This is a genomic window from Chitinibacter sp. GC72 (genome assembly GCF_009760905.1).
Lineage (GTDB): Bacteria > Pseudomonadota > Gammaproteobacteria > Burkholderiales > Chitinibacteraceae > Chitinibacter.
The window spans coordinates 1-17,361 of the sequence record NZ_VIRW01000034.1; the positions used below are offsets into that span (position 1 = coordinate 1).

At 54.0% G+C, this 17,361-nt stretch carries 17 protein-coding genes, 2 pseudogenes and 1 other annotated feature; of the genes and pseudogenes, 13 read left to right on the forward strand and 6 right to left on the reverse strand.

Annotated features, from left to right (window positions below):
• Positions 1 to 1,282 precede the first annotated feature (1,282 nt).
• The gene (locus tag FLS37_RS16060) at positions 1,283 to 1,702 is read left to right on the forward strand and encodes a VOC family protein (RefSeq protein ID WP_157670980.1); all 420 of its coding nucleotides are present in this window, start codon (positions 1,283 to 1,285) and stop codon (positions 1,700 to 1,702) included.
• A 48-nt stretch (positions 1,703 to 1,750) separates the two neighbouring features.
• Here the strand turns inward: FLS37_RS16060 and FLS37_RS16065 are convergent, their stop codons facing one another.
• From FLS37_RS16065 to FLS37_RS16085, 5 genes are all read right to left on the reverse strand, one after another.
• Entirely contained in the window at positions 1,751 to 2,341 is a 591-nt protein-coding gene (locus FLS37_RS16065) for a hypothetical protein (protein WP_157670981.1), read from the reverse strand.
• 210 nt (positions 2,342 to 2,551) lie between these two features.
• Positions 2,552 to 3,652 carry a PQQ-binding-like beta-propeller repeat protein gene (locus FLS37_RS16070; protein WP_157670982.1) on the reverse strand — a complete coding sequence of 367 codons (1,101 nt, stop codon included), beginning with the start codon at positions 3,650 to 3,652 and terminating at the stop codon, positions 2,552 to 2,554.
• A gap of 324 nt (positions 3,653 to 3,976) precedes the next feature.
• Positions 3,977 to 4,990 (reverse strand): AraC family transcriptional regulator, encoded by a 1,014-nt coding sequence (locus FLS37_RS16075; protein ID WP_157670983.1) that lies wholly within the window; start codon positions 4,988 to 4,990, stop codon positions 3,977 to 3,979.
• A gap of 37 nt (positions 4,991 to 5,027) precedes the next feature.
• Positions 5,028 to 5,996, reverse strand: coding sequence for a D-2-hydroxyacid dehydrogenase (locus FLS37_RS16080; RefSeq protein WP_157670984.1), 969 nt, complete (start codon positions 5,994 to 5,996; stop codon positions 5,028 to 5,030).
• Between the two features lie 50 nt (positions 5,997 to 6,046).
• Complete coding sequence (locus tag FLS37_RS16085) at positions 6,047 to 6,985, reverse strand: ArgP/LysG family DNA-binding transcriptional regulator (RefSeq protein WP_157670985.1); 939 nt, start codon at positions 6,983 to 6,985, stop codon at positions 6,047 to 6,049.
• 77 nt (positions 6,986 to 7,062) lie between these two features.
• Between FLS37_RS16085 and FLS37_RS16090 the strand changes: the two genes are divergently transcribed.
• From FLS37_RS16090 to FLS37_RS16140, 11 genes are all read left to right on the forward strand, one after another.
• The gene (locus tag FLS37_RS16090; RefSeq protein ID WP_157670986.1) at positions 7,063 to 7,800 is read left to right on the forward strand and encodes a pyridoxine 5'-phosphate synthase; all 738 of its coding nucleotides are present in this window, start codon (positions 7,063 to 7,065) and stop codon (positions 7,798 to 7,800) included.
• A 37-nt stretch (positions 7,801 to 7,837) separates the two neighbouring features.
• Positions 7,838 to 9,070, forward strand: a complete 1,233-nt coding sequence (gene lysA / locus FLS37_RS16095; RefSeq protein ID WP_157670987.1) for a diaminopimelate decarboxylase — start codon at positions 7,838 to 7,840, stop codon at positions 9,068 to 9,070.
• 132 nt (positions 9,071 to 9,202) lie between these two features.
• The gene (locus FLS37_RS16100; RefSeq protein ID WP_157670988.1) at positions 9,203 to 9,424 is read left to right on the forward strand and encodes a hypothetical protein; all 222 of its coding nucleotides are present in this window, start codon (positions 9,203 to 9,205) and stop codon (positions 9,422 to 9,424) included.
• 16 nt (positions 9,425 to 9,440) lie between these two features.
• Positions 9,441 to 10,652, forward strand: a complete 1,212-nt coding sequence (gene gltS, locus FLS37_RS16105) for a sodium/glutamate symporter (RefSeq protein WP_198314688.1) — start codon at positions 9,441 to 9,443, stop codon at positions 10,650 to 10,652.
• A 63-nt stretch (positions 10,653 to 10,715) separates the two neighbouring features.
• A complete protein-coding gene (locus FLS37_RS16110) occupies positions 10,716 to 11,267 on the forward strand; it encodes a DJ-1 family glyoxalase III (protein WP_198314689.1) in 552 nt (183 codons plus the stop codon).
• Between the two features lie 243 nt (positions 11,268 to 11,510).
• Complete coding sequence (locus FLS37_RS16115; protein ID WP_157670989.1) at positions 11,511 to 12,506, forward strand: L-threonylcarbamoyladenylate synthase; 996 nt, start codon at positions 11,511 to 11,513, stop codon at positions 12,504 to 12,506.
• A gap of 146 nt (positions 12,507 to 12,652) precedes the next feature.
• Positions 12,653 to 13,183, forward strand: a complete 531-nt coding sequence (locus FLS37_RS17030; RefSeq protein WP_157670990.1) for a Tfp pilus assembly protein FimT/FimU — start codon at positions 12,653 to 12,655, stop codon at positions 13,181 to 13,183.
• Complete coding sequence (locus tag FLS37_RS16125; protein ID WP_157670991.1) at positions 13,174 to 13,839, forward strand: PilW family protein; 666 nt, start codon at positions 13,174 to 13,176, stop codon at positions 13,837 to 13,839. The genes FLS37_RS17030 and FLS37_RS16125 overlap by 10 nt, the downstream gene beginning before the upstream one ends.
• Before the next feature lie 62 nt (positions 13,840 to 13,901).
• Positions 13,902 to 15,290, forward strand: a complete 1,389-nt coding sequence (locus FLS37_RS16130; protein WP_157670992.1) for a hypothetical protein — start codon at positions 13,902 to 13,904, stop codon at positions 15,288 to 15,290.
• Positions 15,291 to 15,302: 12 nt separating this feature from the next.
• A complete protein-coding gene (locus FLS37_RS16135; protein WP_157670993.1) occupies positions 15,303 to 16,010 on the forward strand; it encodes a type II secretion system protein in 708 nt (235 codons plus the stop codon).
• A gap of 133 nt (positions 16,011 to 16,143) precedes the next feature.
• The gene (locus FLS37_RS16140; RefSeq protein WP_157670994.1) at positions 16,144 to 16,608 is read left to right on the forward strand and encodes a type IV pilin protein; all 465 of its coding nucleotides are present in this window, start codon (positions 16,144 to 16,146) and stop codon (positions 16,606 to 16,608) included.
• A 56-nt stretch (positions 16,609 to 16,664) separates the two neighbouring features.
• Here FLS37_RS16140 and FLS37_RS16145 read toward each other — a convergent pair.
• Positions 16,665 to 16,910: pseudogene (locus tag FLS37_RS16145) on the reverse strand (transposase); the annotation flags it as partial.
• A 54-nt stretch (positions 16,911 to 16,964) separates the two neighbouring features.
• On the opposite strand from FLS37_RS16145, the pseudogene FLS37_RS16150 reads away from it, so the two are divergent.
• A pseudogene (locus FLS37_RS16150) lies at positions 16,965 to 17,361 on the forward strand (transposase); the annotation flags it as partial.
• Positions 17,240 to 17,356, forward strand: a sequence feature (AL1L pseudoknot). (Overlaps the previous pseudogene by 117 nt.)

Below are 17,361 nucleotides of genomic sequence, written 5' to 3' on the forward strand. Positions count from 1 at the left end.
ACCATTTGTTCGCTCATGCGTAATATTTTGCTCACGGTCTTGGGCGACTCTCCTTCGTGCAAAGCCAATAAACCCAAGGCGCGTGGGCGAAAATTGGCGTGATGATGCTGTTGCGCCATGCTCTCTAACATGACGATTTCATCGGGCGTGAGTGGTTGACCTAAAAGATTACGTTTCAAGCTTGGCTCCTATGAAGAGCCTATTTTGAAGCAAAATTCATTCCAATTAGTTGCAAGGAACTACTTAGCACTTAAATGCATGCTATTAATAAACGGAATTGCGGATAGCTCACTTAAGGTAATTGAAGATAATTTAAGACTTCTTGAAGAAAATGACTTTTCTCAAGACGAGATCAAATTAATTCGTGATCGAGCTGTATCTGTATCAGAGCAAGCAAAACTAAGAGAAAATATTAACGAGTTCGTGAGATCGAAAGCTGCATTTCTTACATCCACGTAGCGCCGTAGGTGGGCTAAACTTGCGTAGCCCACCGTTTACCAAGAAACCACTATCCACGGCAGTTTTTACTAATCTTTGCAAAAGTAGATTCATTTCTCGAAAATGTAGTTCATTGATCTACAAGGAGATTTTTCTACTTAAAATGACTTTACTTGCCAAAAGGTTAGTATTTGTCTGCCGCAATTGATCAAGCTGGGATTGGCGGCTATGCGCCGCGGCACTTACTTTCTTTGCTTCGCCTAAAGAAAGTAAGCAAAGAAAGGCGCCCCCACATCTGCGTCGGCTACGCCGATGCCCTCGACTGCGGACGGATCGAGGCGGCGGCGGGGCTTAACAAAACAGGCCCCGCCGAAACCCCGCCCCGCCCGTTCCTCGCTCGGCGCAGACGTAGGGGAATCCATGCAGACCAACGATTGCAGCATATACATGCCTGGGTGTTGCTCTGTAGGTCAATTTTGATATGCTTTTCAACGATATACCCATGCCTGTTTTATTCGCGCTCTGTGGTCTGGGGCTTTTATCCCCTGTCGCCCATCGCCGAGGGAGTGGAGTGAGACAAACAGTTTTTCGTTTGGCTCACGACCGACTGAGGGTAGCCCGGAGGGCCGCAGGCGGGGGGCTCCTTTGGGGTGTAGGGGGCTTTGGAGAAGCAAAGCCCCCTACCTGCCCGCGCGGCGGAACGCGCATCAAAATAGTCGCGGCGTAGCCGCATAAAACCTGAATCACTCCGCAACATCGTCTACGCGGCAGCGTTTATTTTGAACTTGACGCCAAGGCAAACAGACAGAACAATCGTTCCACTTCAACTCTACAAGAAAACCCCATGCGCCCTCGCCTCAATCTGATCTTGCTCGGCGTCGCCGATGTAGCCAAATCAACTGCTTTCTATGAAGCATTGGGGTGGCAAAAAGCGGCGACGAGTCATAGTAAATTTGTGAAGTTCGATCTGGGTGGCGTGGTGCTGGCGCTTCAGTCGCGCTCGGCCTTTGCCGCTGATTGCGGCTTGCCCGATAGTAATTACCGCGGTTTTGCCGGTTTTGCGCTGGCGTATATTGCACGCTCGGCCAATGAAGTACCGCAGGTGCTGGCTGCGGCGGCGCAATTGGGGGCCGAGATTGTGAAACCCGCTACGCCGAACGCCTGGGGCATTGCTGGCTATTTTCGCGATCCGGACGGGCATTTATTCGAGGTGTGTTACGAAGATGGCTGGATTTTTGCCGAGGATGGCCATCTGCGGGTGTAAGCCGAGCGGCAGCGCGTGCGCCCTGCCCGTGCGCTGCAACTGGGCCGCTTAGGCGGCCATCGGCAGCAGGGCTTTGGCGGTTTGCAGCAATTGATCGGCCTGGGCGGCGGCCGAGCGCGATTCGCGCAGCGCCATATTCCAGCGCGCCATCGTGGCTTTGAGCGTTTGCGCGTCGCGGATGTCTTCGATTTCGCGCACCAGCCGCGCGGCCATTAGCCCCAGGCCTTGCTGGCTGCTGCTAATCATCAGGCTTTTTACCGCCTGCAGCGTGGCATCGTCGAGCGCAATGGCGGCGCTTTGACCTGGCGCGGGCGGCGGCGGTGAGGGAACGGGTGGCCGTGTGGCTGACGGCGAAGGTGATGCTGGAGATGGTGTCACTGCAGAGCTTGCCAGTGGGCTGGCATCCTCACCGCCAATTCTGCGAATCAGCCCCTTGGCTTGCAGCTGATCGACGAGTGCCAGCACATCGTGGTGATTGAGCTGCTGGTAGAGCTCGGCAATATTGCGTTCGCCATCGATCAGAATCAGCACCCGGCGCTCGCTGGCCAGCATCGGAATGGATCGCGATGCAATCGCCTGCTGACCTAGCGGGGTTTTGCTGTAAATGTGCTGCAGTGTATTGACCCGAATCGACATCATTTTGCGCTCACAAACTGAATGATGGATGCAGTTTAAAGCCCGCATATTGCCGAAATTCGATCAAAAGCTGTTGCAAATTGTAAGCTAAAGCCCTCTGGCGAGCATACAGATCCAGCCTCTTGATGTTTTAAGTCGTAGGAACGAGCTTGCTCGCGAACTGCAAGGCTTCGCTCGCTCCTATGGAAGTTCAATCTGCAGAAAGCCGGATCACTAGTCAGGCTTGATGGCGTACAACACGCCATTTTCTGCGCCGACCAGCAGCGATGTGGCCGTGGCGCGCAGTTGGCCAAACGCGGCGGCGGGTAGCTCAAGGCGCTGCGTTTGCTGGCCTTGCCGATTGATCGCCAATAGCTGCCCGGCTTTGGCGGGCGCATAGGTGTCGCCAGTGGCAAACCAGTATTGTTCGTGCGCCAAGACGGCCTGACGGAAGATATTCTGCCGGCTCGGCACTTGCCAGATCACGCGGCCGCTCTGGCCATCAATCTGTTGCACCAGAAAGCTATCCGAGCTACCGATCACAATCCGCCCACGGTCTGCCAGCGCGCTGGCCATCACCCACGAGCCGCCGTGATCCACTTCCCAGCGCGTTTTGCGCTGCTGGATGTCCCAGCCACGGATTTTGCCGTCGCGTGAGGCAAACACCAGCGATTTACCCACGCGAACAGGCTGGCTCTGGATCATGCCGTCGGCGGCGCGATGCTGGCTTAGCAGCTTGCCGCTGCGCCAGACCACGCGGCTTAGCGTGCCATATTCGCTGGCCAGATAGGCAATCTGCCCATCAATCGCCGGGGTGGCAGTAATCACTTCGGCCAGCGCTTGCCGCCACACCGGTTTGCCCTGCGCCACATCCAGCAGCACCAGCTCGCGCCCCAGCGCCACCAGCAGCTGCTGCCCTAGCAAAATCGGCTCGGGGTTCAGGCTATCCCAGATATCCCCCGGTGCATGCTCGGGCATCGTGTATTGCCAGCGCTGCGCGCCAGTTGTGGCGTCCAGCGCAGAAACACCCTGGCTGCTGGTCAGCAGAATCAGCGAGCCCGATTTCAGCGGCGTGGTGCTGATTGCGCCAGCCAGCTTGCGCTGCCAGCGCAGTTTTTGCTGCGCGTCGAGCGAAAACACCTGCCCGGCCAGATTGCCAAAGACCACACCACCCTGCTGATCGGGCAATACGCCGCCGCGAATCGGCGCGCCACTACGAAACGTCCACTGGATGCTGGCGGCCTGTATCTGCACCTGTACCAGTAGCAGCGCGCTGCCCAGCAGCAGACCCGCCATCGAGCGTGATGCGGCCTTGAATGTGGTTTTTCCAAGCATGATTTTTACCCCTAGGTGGCTAGAATTGCGGCCTATTTTAGGCAGGCGCGTGCGGGCATACTTTGCAAATCTTGCGCTGTGCGTGGGCATCTAGAGCAATTTTTCGCATTTGTTCCCCCTTCGTCCCCCCCTTAGTCCCAAAGGCCGTTCACTTAAGGGTTTTGACTTTAGCTTCCCCCTTTGTAAAAGGGGGATTGAGGGGGATTCGGCTCGAGGTGGGCAGTCAAATACAGTCCTTCATGGCGCAAAAATCCCCCCTAGCCCCCCTTCGCCGAAGGGGGAAACGAATACAAAAAATTGGTGCAGATACTCATGATGCGGCAATCAGGATTGAAAATCGGCCAACTGGTAGAGTCGACGCGCGCCAGAGCGCGCTGGGCGCACGGGGACGCACCATTGATAGCGTGCCGCTGCGGGCGTGGATGATTCGGGGCCGGATAATTCAGCCTCAAACGATTCGTGCAGAAAAGGCTGGCTCAGGCAGTAATGCGGCCTATCGTCCAGCGCCCACGGGCTGCGCGGCAGCCAGTAGTTGAACAGATACTCGGCCGCCGCTGCTTCCTCTTGCCAGCGGCCGCAAAAATCGAGCACCACATATTGCCCTGCGGGCAGCTGACGCACCGCCAGCTGCCTGCCCGGCTGCTGCGTATCGGTAATCAGCAGCCCGGCCTCGTAGCGGCGCTGCGCCAGCGGCGTAATGCTGGGGTCGTCCGACCAGCGCGAAGCGCCTTGCAGCTGGCGAATCTGTTCTCCCGTCCACTCAAGCTTTGCCCACTCACGCAGCGACGCCCAGATGCGGGCCAACTGTGCGGTATCGGCCCCGTTGCACCACAGATAGGCCCAGCGATACGCGGGCAGTTGCTTTAACTGCACATCGATCACGGAGGCCGGGCGGATACCCCGGCGGGCAGCCAGCAGCTCAGGGGCGCGCTCGCTGGCAGTGTCACGTTCGGCAGGTGGCAAAAGCGACCAGAATTGTCCGTCGTATTGCCATGATTCCTGCTTGCGCCACTGGCTGGGGCTGAGACCAAACTGCGCACGAAAAGCGCGCGCCAACAGCGCCTGGGATTTAAAGCCGCATTCGAGCGCAATCTGCGACATGCTGCGCAGCGGCAGGCTGATCAGGCTTTGTGCCGCCGCTTCCAGCCGGATACGGCGCACGTAATCGGCCGGGGTTTCCTGCAATTGCGCGGTAAAGATACGGTGAAAATGATAGGGTGAAAAATGCGTCAGCCGCGCCAGCTGCGCCAGACTCAAATCCTGATCCAGATTGGCACGGATATACTCCAGCGCCTGCTGCAGCCGCCGGGTGTAATCGCTGATCAAGGCATCAGTCATGGCAGATTCCGCCGCTCAAGCCATCGCCACAACAGCATTACAGAAGATTGCGCGGCTGGCCGCGCAAAAAACCGGCGATATTGTCGATCAGCTGGTCGGCCAGCGTTTGCATCGTGCCTTCGCTGGCCCAGGCCACATGCGGAGTAATAATCAGATTGGGCCAGTCCAGCGCCAGCAGCGGATTGCCCTCACGCGGCGGCTCATTTACCAGCACGTCCAGCCCGGCACCGGCAATCTGCCCGGTTTGCAGCGCAGCCAGCAGCGCCGCTTCATCAATCAGCCCACCGCGCGCGGTATTGATCACAATGGCGCTGCGTTTCATCTGCGCCAGCTCGTCCGCGCCGATCAGGTGCCGCGTTTGCTCGTTCAGCGGGCAATGCAGGCTGATCACATCGGCTGTACTGATGGCCTCATCCCAGCCCAAATAGCCCTCGCGCACCGCACTGGCGCCCTTGCGCTCGACAAAATACGTCTGCATGCCAAAAGCCTGCGCCAGCCTGGCCGTGGCCATCCCCAGCGCTCCCGAGCCGATCAACGCCATCCGGCTGCCCGCCAGATCGCGCAGCGTGTGCTCCGGCCGATCCGGCAGCAGACAAAAACCACTGGCGCGCTGCCATTCCCCCGCCGCCAATCTGGCGCGGCAGCTGAGTAACTGACGGCGCAAGGCCAGCATTAACATCAGGGTATGTTCCGCTACGCCATGAATGGCATAGTCTCTGACATTACACACCCCCACCGTATATTCACGAGCGGCGGCCAGATCAATATTGTTATACCCGGTTGCAGCCACGGCAATCAGTTTGAGCTCGGACAAGGCGGCGATCATCTCGCGCGTCAGCGGCACTTTATTGCTGATCACCACGCTCGCGCCCTGCACGCGCTCGATCACCTGCTCGGGCGCTGTCTGCGGATACGCTTGCCAGCGATGCGGCACATCAAGCGGTTTGAGCGGCACGCACAGCGTATCGGCATCCAGAAAAACAATCAGCGGCAAGGGTGAAGTCATGGTGTGTCCTGAAACGAAATATAAAACGGGTTCTGAAATTAGACCCAAGATCAACCCTTCGCCGGGCTCTGAAAATGGCTGGCGGCAAAAGCCTGCAAGGCCAGCCCCAGCGATTGGGCCGGTTGCGTCTGGCGCGCCCAATGATGCCAATACAGCGGTACAAGCTCGGCCAGCGCGGCGATTTCGCATAGCTGCCCGGCCGCCAGCGCGGCGGCAGCCTGCTGGCGTGGCACCACGGCATAAGCAAAGCCGGCTTGCGCAGCGGCAAACAGCGCATTGCTTTCCGGAATAACATGGCAGGGATATTGCCCGTCGAGCAAACCCCAGCGCTCGCGCAGCAGGCGGCGGTGCAGGCTTTCACGGTGGCCGAACACGGCCGCAGGCGCGTGCATCAACTGCTTGGCCGATAATGGATGATTTGACAGGAGATCAGGCAAGTATTGCGCGATAAAATCCGCCCGCGCCACGCCAATATATTCAATACACCCCAGAGGTACAACGCTACAGCCCGCTACTTCATTGGCCTGCGTACTGATACACCCATAGACTTCGCCCGATCGCAGCAAATCGAGCGTATAGGCTTCGTCATCAACCACGCATTCGAGCAGCAGCCGCTGTTGCGCTAGCAAGGGCGAGAGCGCATTGAGCAACCCCAGCGCCAGACTGTCGGCGTTCACGCCCAGCCGCAGCGTCAACCATTCGGCACTGCCATCGGCATCGTCCAGCTGACCGGCCAGCTCGGATTCGAGCAGGCGCACCTGCCGCACATGTGCCAGCAGCTTTTCGCCCGTTGCCGTGGCGCACAGCGGATTTTCGCGCCGCAGCAAAACTTCGCCGTGCCGCTCTTCCAGCTGGCGGATGCGCTGCGAAATCGCCGACGGCGTTAGATGCAGCCGTTTGGCCGCCGCATCAAAGCTGCCGCAACGCAAAACCATATCCAGCGCTTCAAGAAGTTTGTAGTCAAACATAAGCCAAATTGGAGTGGGCACAGAATTTATCGTTTTACCACGATTTGACTATCTGTTTGAATAGCGGCATCAGATAGAGCCAAGCCGGATTTTTCCAGATGACCATACTTTCGATCAATATCAATAAAATCGCGCTAATCCGCAATTCGCGCGGGCGCAACTACCCCGATGTAGCGGCCTTTGCCGCGCGCTGCCTCGATTTTGGCGCTGGCGGCATTACGCTGCATCCGCGCCCCGATCAGCGCCATGCCCGTTATTCCGATGTGGCCGAGTTGGCTAAATTGTGCCAAGCGCGTGGCGTCGAGCTCAATGTGGAAGGCTATCCCACGCCGGAATTTCTGGCCGTGGTTAAACAATACCGCCCAGCACAATGCACGCTGGTGCCCGATGCGCCCGATCAGCTCACGTCCGATCACGGCTGGGATCTGGACAAGGATGCCGAGTTTTTGCGCCCAATTCTGGCCGAACTCAAGGCACTGAATATCCGCAGTAGCCTGTTTGTCGATTACACCACGCAGGATATGGCCAAAGCCCGCGCCATCGGTGCCGATCGCGTCGAGCTGTATACCGAGCCTTACGCTGAAACCTTCGCTAGCGACGCGAACGCCGCCATACTGGCCGGTTTTGCCGCCGCCGCACAGCGCGCGCAAGACGCAGGACTGGGCGTCAACGCCGGGCATGATTTGAACCTAGACAATCTGGGCCTCTTTCTGACCATCCCGAACATTCTGGAAGTCTCCATCGGCCACGCTTTTGTCGTTGAATGCCTGGAGATGGGCATGCAGCAAGTACTGCAAAACTACAGCCGTCTTTGCACCCCACACGCCGCACAATAAATTCACAATCAATTAGTTACACCTCAGGACACTTGCAATGAAACCTCTAAACGGCGCGCAAGTCGCGCACATCGCCCAGCAATTTGGCACCCCGGTCTGGACTTATGACGCAGCGACCATCCGCGAACGCATCAGCCAGCTCAAAATGTTCGACACCATCCGCTTTGCGCAAAAAGCCAATTCGAATATCCACATTCTGCGCCTGATGCGCGAGGCGGGTGTCAAGGTTGATTCAGTGTCATTGGGTGAAATTGAACGCGCAGTGGCGGCGGGTTTTCAGACCGGTAAAGACAGCGATGACATCGTATTTACCGCTGATTTATTAGATAGAGCGACTTTGGCGCGTGTGGTTGAGCTGGATATTCAGGTCAACTGCGGTAGCCCGCAAATGCTCGAGCAACTGGGCCAAGCCCACCCCGGCCATCGTGTCTGGCTGCGCGTCAATCCCGGTTTTGGTCACGGTCATAGCCAGAAAACCAATACCGGCGGCGAGCAAAGCAAACACGGCATCTGGCACGAGCAAATCCCCGAAGCGCTGACGCTGATTAGCCAATACAACTTGGAACTCGTTGGCCTGCATATGCACATTGGCTCGGGCGTGGATTACAGCCATTTGCAGGAAGTCTGCGCGGCGATGGTCGCACAGGTGAAAGAATCCGGCCGCGACATTCAGGCGATTTCCGCCGGCGGCGGCTTGTCGATTCCTTACCGCGTTGGCGGCGAAACCATCGACACGGCACATTATTTCAGCCTGTGGGATGCGGCGCGCAATGAAATTGCCGCGCATCTGGGCCACGCCGTTCACCTTGAAATCGAGCCGGGTCGTTTCCTCGTTGCCGAAAGCGGCAAGCTCATTACCGAAGTGCGCGCCAAGAAAGACGTGGGCAGCAATCACTTTGTGCTGGTTGACGCGGGCTTTTCTGATCTGATGCGCCCGGCGATGTACGGCAGCTTCCATGAAATCAGCGTCTTGCGCGCCGATGGCTCTGCTGCAGGTGGCGACACGCGCGGCACGGTGCTGGCTGGCCCATTATGCGAATCGGGCGATGTATTCACGCAGGAAGAAGGCGGCGTGGTAACACCGCGCGATTTGCCAGCGTGTGAAATCAGCGACTGGGTGGTACTGCACGATACTGGCGCTTACGGTGCGAGCATGTCGAGCAACTACAATACCCGCCCGCTGATTGCCGAAGTGATGATAGACGGCGACAAACTCACCCAAATCCGCCGCCGCCAGACGGTGGCCGAGCTACTGGCGCTGGAGCTCTAAACAGGAACAGGACGTAATCACTACCGCCTGCCTATTGGGGTAGTTAACAATGCTGTGCTGCTTGATTTCACTTAAAATGGCTTGCAACAATTGCAAGCCATTTTCTATTGGACGACGAGGACTGGAAGCAAGATGAAAAAAGTAATTTTGTGGATGCTATCCTGCGGTGCAACGCTGTTCAGCTTGTTCTGCCTCCTCGCCCTGCTTCAGGCTGGCAGCATTTACTCGGCAGAGCGTGCATTGTTCAATTTGAAATTCTGGGGCGCATTACTTGTGCTCGGTATTTTGGGCGCTCTCTTTTGTGCCTATATGGCACGGCAATGCGACAAACAAGCGCCTTCGTTACCGAAATAAACTCACAGGGTAATTTATGGGTTCCAACCTGATCACCATCGGCACCTACGGCACGCTGGTGGCCGCTTCACTGGTCTTGTTATTTGGCCGCGTGCTGGTGGAAAAAACCGCGCCACTCAAGGCTTTTACCATCCCCGAGCCAGTGGCGGGCGGCTTAGTGGTGGCACTGCTGATGCTGCTGGCGCAGCAGGTGGCCGGGGTGAGCGTGAAATTTGATACCAGCATCCAGACGCCATTGATGCTGGCTTTTTTTGCCACCATTGGTTTAAGCGCCAATCTCGCCAGCCTGCGTGCGGGCGGCAGCGTGATGGTGAAGTTTCTGTTTGTGGTGCTTGGCCTGCTGCTGATGCAAAACATCATCGGCATCAGTCTGGCCAAAATGCTGGGGCTGGAAGGCTATCTGGGCCTGCTGGCGGGCTCGATCACGCTCTCGGGCGGGCATGGCACTGGCGCGGCGTGGAGCAAGGTGTTTACCGAGCAATTTGGCATCGCGGGAGCCACCGAGCTGGCGATGGCCTGCGCAACCTTTGGCCTGGTACTGGGCGGGCTGATCGGCGGGCCGGTGGCCAAAATTCTGCTGAAAAAAGTCGCCGCCCCCGGCGCCGAACACAATCAGGATCAGGACCCCAGCATGTTTGAAGAGCCGCAAGCCACGCGGCTGATTACCGTGAATTCCTTTATCGAATCGCTGGCGCTGATTGTACTGAGCCTGGCTGGCGGCAATATGCTGGCCGAGATGCTGGCGGGCACCGCATTCGAGCTGCCCACCTTTGTGTGCGTGCTGTTTAATGGGGTACTGCTGCGCAATATTTTGTCCGGTCTGGGCTGGTACGAAGTGTTTGACCACGAAATATCAGTGCTGGGCAATGTAAGTCTGGCGCTGTTTCTGGCGATGGCGCTGATGAGCTTGCGCCTGTGGGAGCTGGCCAATCTGGCGCTGCCGATGCTGCTGATTCTGGCGGTGCAAGCGGCGGCCATGGCTGGCTACGCGATTTTTGTTACCTTCCGCGTGATGGGCAAAAACTACGACGCGGTCGTGCTGGCGGCCGGACATTGCGGCTTTGGCCTGGGCGCAACGCCAACGGCGATTGCCAATATGCAGGCGGTGACACACCGCTTTGGCCCATCGCATCTGGCTTTTATTGTGGTGCCGATGGTGGGCGCATTCTTTATTGATATTGCCAACGCGATTGTGATCAAGCTATTTATGGCTTTGCCGATTTACTAAGGGTATATCAATCAAGATCAATCCAGCATTATCCTACAAGGCAATACCCAAGGAGAGTACATCATGACAGTGCATGTTTATGTCGCACCCGGTTTTGAAGAAGTCGAGCTGATTACCATTGTGGATGTATTGCGCCGCGCCGAGATCGATACGCTGATGGTATCGCTCACTGCAGGCACGCAAATCCACGGCGCGCACGGCATTGCCGTTCACGCCGACGAGCCGTTCCAGAATGTCACCGGACACGCTCCCGAGATGATCATCCTGCCCGGCGGCGGCCCCGGCACGCAAGCCATGCTGGCACATAGCGAATTGCATCGCCGTCTGCACGCACAGATTGCCGCAGGCCAACGCGTTGCGGCCATCTGCGCCGCACCGATGGTGCTGGCCAAAATCAGCCTGCTGCAGGGCAAACAGGCAACGTGTTTCCCTGGTTGCGAAAGTGTATTGCAGGAGCATGGCGCCCAGATCAGCGCATTCAACGTGGTGAACGATGGCCTAATCACCACCTCGCGCGGCCCAGCCACCGCAGCGCTTTTTGCTCTGGAGCTGGCCGCCCAGCTCAACGGCGAAGCCAGCGCCAAACAGGTCGGCCGCGCCATGCTTTATTTGTAAGGGCTTAGCCTGAGCAGCAAAAAATCAGCGCATGCCAAAACTGGAAATACAAATGGAGAAAACTACGGGGTATACAGCCATAGAACCCATCTAGATTAACTTTCAAAGCAATACCCACATCAATATCACAGATATTTGCCAGTAATTACGGCAAATACCTGCAGATGCCGCTGCCAAGGCCTGCGGCACTGGCAAGGAACGCAATGGTATAATCGGCCGATAAATCACCCTTTGCGAACCACCATGAATTCCACGGCTCACACGGCACACCTGACCACAGCAGAACTCAATACCGCGCTTAGCTTGCTCCGCGCAGGCGAGCTAGTGGGCATCCCCACCGAAACCGTGTACGGCCTCGCTGCCGATGCCAGCCAGCCAGCCGCCGTGGCCAAAATTTTTGCCGCCAAAGGCCGCCCGGCCGATCATCCGGTGATTGTGCATATCGCAGGAGCCGAGCAGCTGGCTGCCTGGGCACAAAATATCCCGGACGAAGCCTATCTGCTGGCCGAACATTTCTGGCCAGGCCCGCTCACGCTAATTCTGGAACGCCAGCCTCATGTGAGCGATTCGGTCACCGGCGGGCAAAATACCGTGGGCCTGCGCGCGCCCGCCCACCCGATCACACAACAACTACTGCAACACTTCGGTGGCGGCCTGGCCGCGCCAAGCGCCAACCAGTTCGGCCACGTCAGCCCCACCATCGCAGCGCACGTACGTAGCGAATTTAGCCAGGATGTATTGCAGCTGGTGCTGGACGGCGGCGCCTGCGACGTGGGCGTGGAATCAACCATCGTCAGCCTCATCGGCGAAACACCCAAACTGCTACGCCCCGGCGGCGTATCACGCGAAGCCATCGAAGCGGTACTGGGCCATGATCTGGAACATCACACCAACCAGCACTCCGCCAAACAACGCGTCTCCGGCCTGCTCGACTCACACTACGCCCCACGCACTACGTTGATTACAGGCAATACAGAACAACTGCAAGCTGAGATTCAACAGCAACAGCAACTTGGCAAAAAAGTGGTACTCATTACCCAAAACATTAATACCAATCTGAAGCTTGAACAATATCTGATGCCGAGCAGCCCCGAGGCGTATGCACACCAAATCTATGCCACCTTGCGCCAGCTAGATTTGCAAGGTTATGACACCTTATTTCTAGCCTCGCCCCCCACTAGCGCAGCATGGCTGGCCATCCATGATCGACTAGGCCGCGCAGCACATCAAAGGTATTAAAGTTCGCCAGCAAATCCTAAACCCACCCCCCCTCAACCGCTCATCCCTGAAAAACTGCCGATTAAGCCCGACATCAGGGAAAAGCTGTATCTGGTAAGCATTCGTCAGTAGAATCCACCCTAAATAAAACTATAGGGACGGTGGATATGAAAACGAAGCATCAGGGCTTCACACTCATCGAGATGATGATCACGATCGCAATCCTCGGCATTTTGCTTGCTATTGCTGTGCCAAATTTTACCGACTGGCTGAATAAAAAAAGGATTGAGTCTGCCTACCAGGCACTCAACACTTTATTCCAGTTCGCAAAATCAGAAACAGCAAAGCAAAATCAAAACATATATGTTAGAGCAACACTCACTGCAAAAGACAATTGGACTATAAAAGCCACTAACAGTGCCAACACCACGACCTTTCTAGAAGTTAAAAGCTCTGACTTCAGAAAAATTGAGATGGATGACACAACTACAGAATCTACGATTAGCACACTCAATGGTAGCTTTTTCTCTGCAAAAGAATTACTACCAACTTTTGGCAATACTTCCAGCCAAAGCATTTTGTTAAAAACTGCAGACAATAAATATCAAGTTAAAACTACCATTTCAACTGGTGGAGTAATTTCAAACTGCACACCAACAGGAAAACCATCTCTAGCAGGGATACCATCATGTTTGTAAAACAACAAGGCCTTTCTCTAATTGAAATTCTCGTCACCATTGCAATTGGCGTATTCTTACTGGGCGGCGCATCCAGCTTAGGTCTATTTACAATTAATAACACTTATGCCATCAACCACAAAGCCACTCTACAACAAGAGATGGATAACATCCTAAACCTAATTAGTAATGACATTGCTCGTGCCGGATTTAGCACCAACAATTTTCAAAGAATTTGGCTAAATGATCAAATCGGTACAAGCGGAAATTTCAAATGCATCATTTATCGCTATGATAGAAACAGTAACTCGGCTGTTGATGCCGACGAAACACGAGGGATTTATTTCAATGTTGACACAACCAACGCTAAAAACAATGAAATTCGTATCTTAAGAAATTCCGACTTAGCTAGCACTAACAACTGCAGCGATGCCATTTGGTCAGACAATGACAAAGCCCCAGTCATCCACAATAAACAATCAATCACCATTAATTCATTAAACCTCAAACCCCACATTACCAACTTAACAAATTCAAATATCCCTGCAAATACAGTCGATAGCGTTGAAATCTCATTAACTGCAACACAAACAGGACGCTTGAGCTCTACAAGTGATGATCAACAGTTAACCATAACGCGAACTGTGCAGCTCAGAAATTTACCTATTAAGCAATAATACTCAAAATAGAGAAAATTATTATGATTAATTCGACACATCGACAATCAGGCACTGTAACTATGATTGTAACGGTGCTATTAGTGCTTATTTCTACCATTGCGGTTTTGTACACAAACAAAAATGTAATCGCCGCACAAAAAATAGCCACCAATAACTACCAAAATTCAAAAGCAGCCGAAGCTGCCGAAGCAGGTGCTCAGGCATTTATTGCTGTTTTACAGAACGATTTAAAATTATTGAGTGATGCTGATAGCACAAATGATTCAAGCACAGAAGTATTAAAAAAACGCTCTCCAAGCGCAGCCACTTGCGCGGGTGCCTTAAGCTCACTCGGTGCTCTTGCATATGAATTCAAATTCGGCTCAAGCGGCTACGCAAGCGATGCAGCGACGTCGAGCACGTTTGCTGCTGATCGTTATTTCTCTAAAACGATTACACCACCAGAAGCTATCACAGGGATTGCTCAAGGGCTCGCCTATAGGATCAGAGCTTCCATGAACTCTAGTGGCGAAATCAGTATTCAGAGCGAGGGCTGTGCCGACAATGCCGTCACAGCACCAACAATTACAGTACCAGCTTGTACAGCAAGTAACTCCCCCCTCAGTCTTTCTAAGAGAACAGTGAACCTTTCTGGCGGTGCTTTTTTTACTGCCTCTGCACTCACAGTCAAAGGCTACATGGATGCGACCACAACCTTCGACACACGAAAACCCACTTCTTTGCACCCCTCACCAGCATGCAGCATTTTAACGGGGGACTCATTCGAAATGAAAGCAGGCGTTCCGTTAGTCACAGACACATCGCCTACGGGTGCCGTTTGCACAAGCTCAAGCACTTGCACGCTACCCACTGATATCGCAGCAAATACCGCATCGATAAATACAATGAATCCTGACGATTATTTTAAAAAGATCATGGGAGGCAAATCATTAGATGAATATAAAGCTGTAGCTGACAAAGTCATAACCAATGGTAGCTGCAGCGGAATTCAGAATTCGGACAAAGTTATAGTCTTTGATGGCAATTTGACCGACACCTCGTGCAACCTGATGTCAAAGGGCGACAAAATTATCATTGTTAACGGTGCCATTAAACCGCCCTCTTCAGCTGATTTCAAAATGAACGGGCTGCTTTTTGCTAAAGATGTTCACCAATTTGGGTCTGTTGAAGTAAGAGGAGTGGTTGCTCTTGGTGGTGACTGGGATGCGGATACACTCTATATGCCTTCACCACCAGCGGCTGCTAATACGTTACGAGAGTTAACTTGCCCAGCTTGCACAGGTGGGAAAGCAACCAACAGTAAAGCGAACGCTAAAATTGGTGGGCACAATGCAGCTGCAGCGGCTGGACAAGGAGCATTAACCGTCAATTACGATCCGAGCAAGATACCACCTAATGTATTCCCTCCATCAATTTCGACCAAATCCGGTAGCTGGATTGATTACTAATTGGAATGAAAAATGCAAAAAATAAACCAATCTGGATTTAGTTTGATTGAAGTATTAGTTTGCATGCTAATCATCGCGTTTAGCGCTGCAGCACTGGCCAAATTAAATTTATTCACTAGTCAAGGTGCCATGCTGGCCTCAAGCAGAACCAAAGCCACCAGCCTTGCTCAATCTGCAATTGAAAAAGCTCGCGCTGATGCCGCTATGGGCATCCCTGTTAAGGAGGACATATCTGGAACAACGGTAGCCGCTGCAACCGGCGATGCGAATAGCTACAAAACTAAATTAAAAATATGTTATTCAAAAACGAATGAAAACACTGGTGGCGCAACGAATATGAATGTTGATCCGGGGGCAACCAACCATGAAAATGACACCTTGGTGCAACCACCAGAGCCGGATTGCGATTTGGCAGATAGCAAAAGAAATACTTTATCCTGGGTTCAAACTACTACCGAGTGGACAAGCTCAAAAGGAGAAACTGAACGCGTTGTTTTAGTTTCGGCGATCCCTAATTTAATAAAAGCTACCTCATGCACCACGAATTGGGATAACTCAAAGGGCTATAGTTGGGGCACGGTGGTTACACATGGTACCGGCAGATATTTCGTGTGCAATAAAACCAGTTCATGCCCGAAAGAAAACTCAGGCGGTGGAACACCGACAAATCCGAGAAGCAATGAAGGCTGGACTGAGCTTAACTTCAACCCTTGTACATAACAGATAACTCCGCATTTCAGCCGTTCATCAGTTCCACGGCAGCTTTAAAGCAATTATCAGCTTAATTGAGTTGCCACTTAGGACTGTAAGTTTTACGATCTTTAATTAAATACTCCTAGCAGAGACCGCAAAAATGAAAACCACACAAGCAAAAGGCTTCACCCTAATCGAATTAGTAGTCGTAGTCGCCATCATTGGCATTTTGACGGCGATTGCCATGCCGTCTTATCTAGACTATGTGCGTAAATCGCGCCGTACTGATGCCACGGTGACTATCAGCAGAATTCAACAAGCTCAGGAAAAGTGGCGCGCAAATAACACCACTTATTCGGTAGACGTATCTAGCAACGGGCTTAATGTTTCAACACTCACTACGGCTACTACCAACTCATCTGAGACTTTAACTTCAAAATTCGGCGGCAGTGATTATTACAAAATCAACATCAAGTCCAATACAGCAACGGGCTACATCATCACAGCAACGGCTCAAGGCGATCAGGCCAACGATAAAGCAGGGAGCACTTCCTGCACACCCCTTGTAATGACCGTTAGTAACGGCAATGCCATTGGCGAACCTGCAGCTTGCTGGGCTAAGTAAAACTGACCTATTCGAGCCGAGGGTGTGCAGAATTTTGTGTGAATCGGCCTCGTTGATTACTGAGGAAGTCGTTCCTCAAACTGGATAGTAAACCGGGTTAGCGCCGCTTTCCAATCCCGCAGTGGCATCGTTCATTTCTGGCTGATATTACGCAGCGCTAGGTAGAACAATTTCAGCAACGCTTCGTCGCTCGGGAATGAGCCTCGGTTTTTCGTCAGCTTGCGCAGGCTCATGTTCATCGACTCAATCGCGTTGGTCGTGTAAATCACCTTGCGAATTTCCGGCGGGAAGTCAAAGAAGGGAATCTGAATCGCACCGGGTTTCGCGGAGGCTCCAATTCTTGAGAGAATGGTGCCATGAAGAAATCAACTCAATTTTCCCCCGAAGTCCGCGAACGTGCTGTACGCATGGCGATTGAACACCGCGCTGAATATCCATCCGAGTGGGCTACCCTCGCTTCCATCGCCAGCAAAATTGGTTGCACGCCCGAAACGTTGCGCACTTGGTGTCGTCGACAAGGTGGCGATGCAGTGCCCGCCAATAAAAATGCAGCCGAGAATGAACGCATCAAAGCATTAGAGCGTGAGGTGCGCGAACTTAAAAAGGCCAATGAAATTCTGCGCCTGGCCAGCGCGTATTTCGCGCAGGCGGAGCTCGACCGCCGATTGAAGTAGTCAGGGGATTCATCGATGCCCATCGTGAGCAGCACGGGGTCGAGCCGATCTGCAAACTGTTACAGGTCGCCCCGTCTGC

Bases quoted from the DNA above. Each gene is read 5' to 3' on its own strand.
- FLS37_RS16115 (WP_157670989.1), top strand. From the start codon at position 11,511: ATGAATTCCACGGCTCACACGGCACACCTGACCACAGCAGAACTCAAT.
- FLS37_RS16065 (WP_157670981.1), bottom strand. From the start codon at position 2,341: ATGATGTCGATTCGGGTCAATACACTGCAGCACATTTACAGCAAAACC.
- FLS37_RS16140 (WP_157670994.1), top strand. From the start codon at position 16,144: ATGAAAACCACACAAGCAAAAGGCTTCACCCTAATCGAATTAGTAGTC.
- FLS37_RS16070 (WP_157670982.1), bottom strand. From the start codon at position 3,652: ATGCTTGGAAAAACCACATTCAAGGCCGCATCACGCTCGATGGCGGGT.
- gltS (WP_198314688.1), top strand. From the start codon at position 9,441: ATGGGTTCCAACCTGATCACCATCGGCACCTACGGCACGCTGGTGGCC.
- FLS37_RS16090 (WP_157670986.1), top strand. From the start codon at position 7,063: ATGACCATACTTTCGATCAATATCAATAAAATCGCGCTAATCCGCAAT.
- FLS37_RS16060 (WP_157670980.1), top strand. From the start codon at position 1,283: ATGCGCCCTCGCCTCAATCTGATCTTGCTCGGCGTCGCCGATGTAGCC.
- FLS37_RS16110 (WP_198314689.1), top strand. From the start codon at position 10,716: ATGACAGTGCATGTTTATGTCGCACCCGGTTTTGAAGAAGTCGAGCTG.
- FLS37_RS17030 (WP_157670990.1), top strand. From the start codon at position 12,653: ATGAAAACGAAGCATCAGGGCTTCACACTCATCGAGATGATGATCACG.
- FLS37_RS16080 (WP_157670984.1), bottom strand. From the start codon at position 5,996: ATGACTTCACCCTTGCCGCTGATTGTTTTTCTGGATGCCGATACGCTG.
- FLS37_RS16135 (WP_157670993.1), top strand. From the start codon at position 15,303: ATGCAAAAAATAAACCAATCTGGATTTAGTTTGATTGAAGTATTAGTT.
- lysA (WP_157670987.1), top strand. From the start codon at position 7,838: ATGAAACCTCTAAACGGCGCGCAAGTCGCGCACATCGCCCAGCAATTT.
- FLS37_RS16130 (WP_157670992.1), top strand. From the start codon at position 13,902: ATGATTGTAACGGTGCTATTAGTGCTTATTTCTACCATTGCGGTTTTG.
- FLS37_RS16075 (WP_157670983.1), bottom strand. From the start codon at position 4,990: ATGACTGATGCCTTGATCAGCGATTACACCCGGCGGCTGCAGCAGGCG.
- FLS37_RS16125 (WP_157670991.1), top strand. From the start codon at position 13,174: ATGTTTGTAAAACAACAAGGCCTTTCTCTAATTGAAATTCTCGTCACC.
- FLS37_RS16100 (WP_157670988.1), top strand. From the start codon at position 9,203: ATGAAAAAAGTAATTTTGTGGATGCTATCCTGCGGTGCAACGCTGTTC.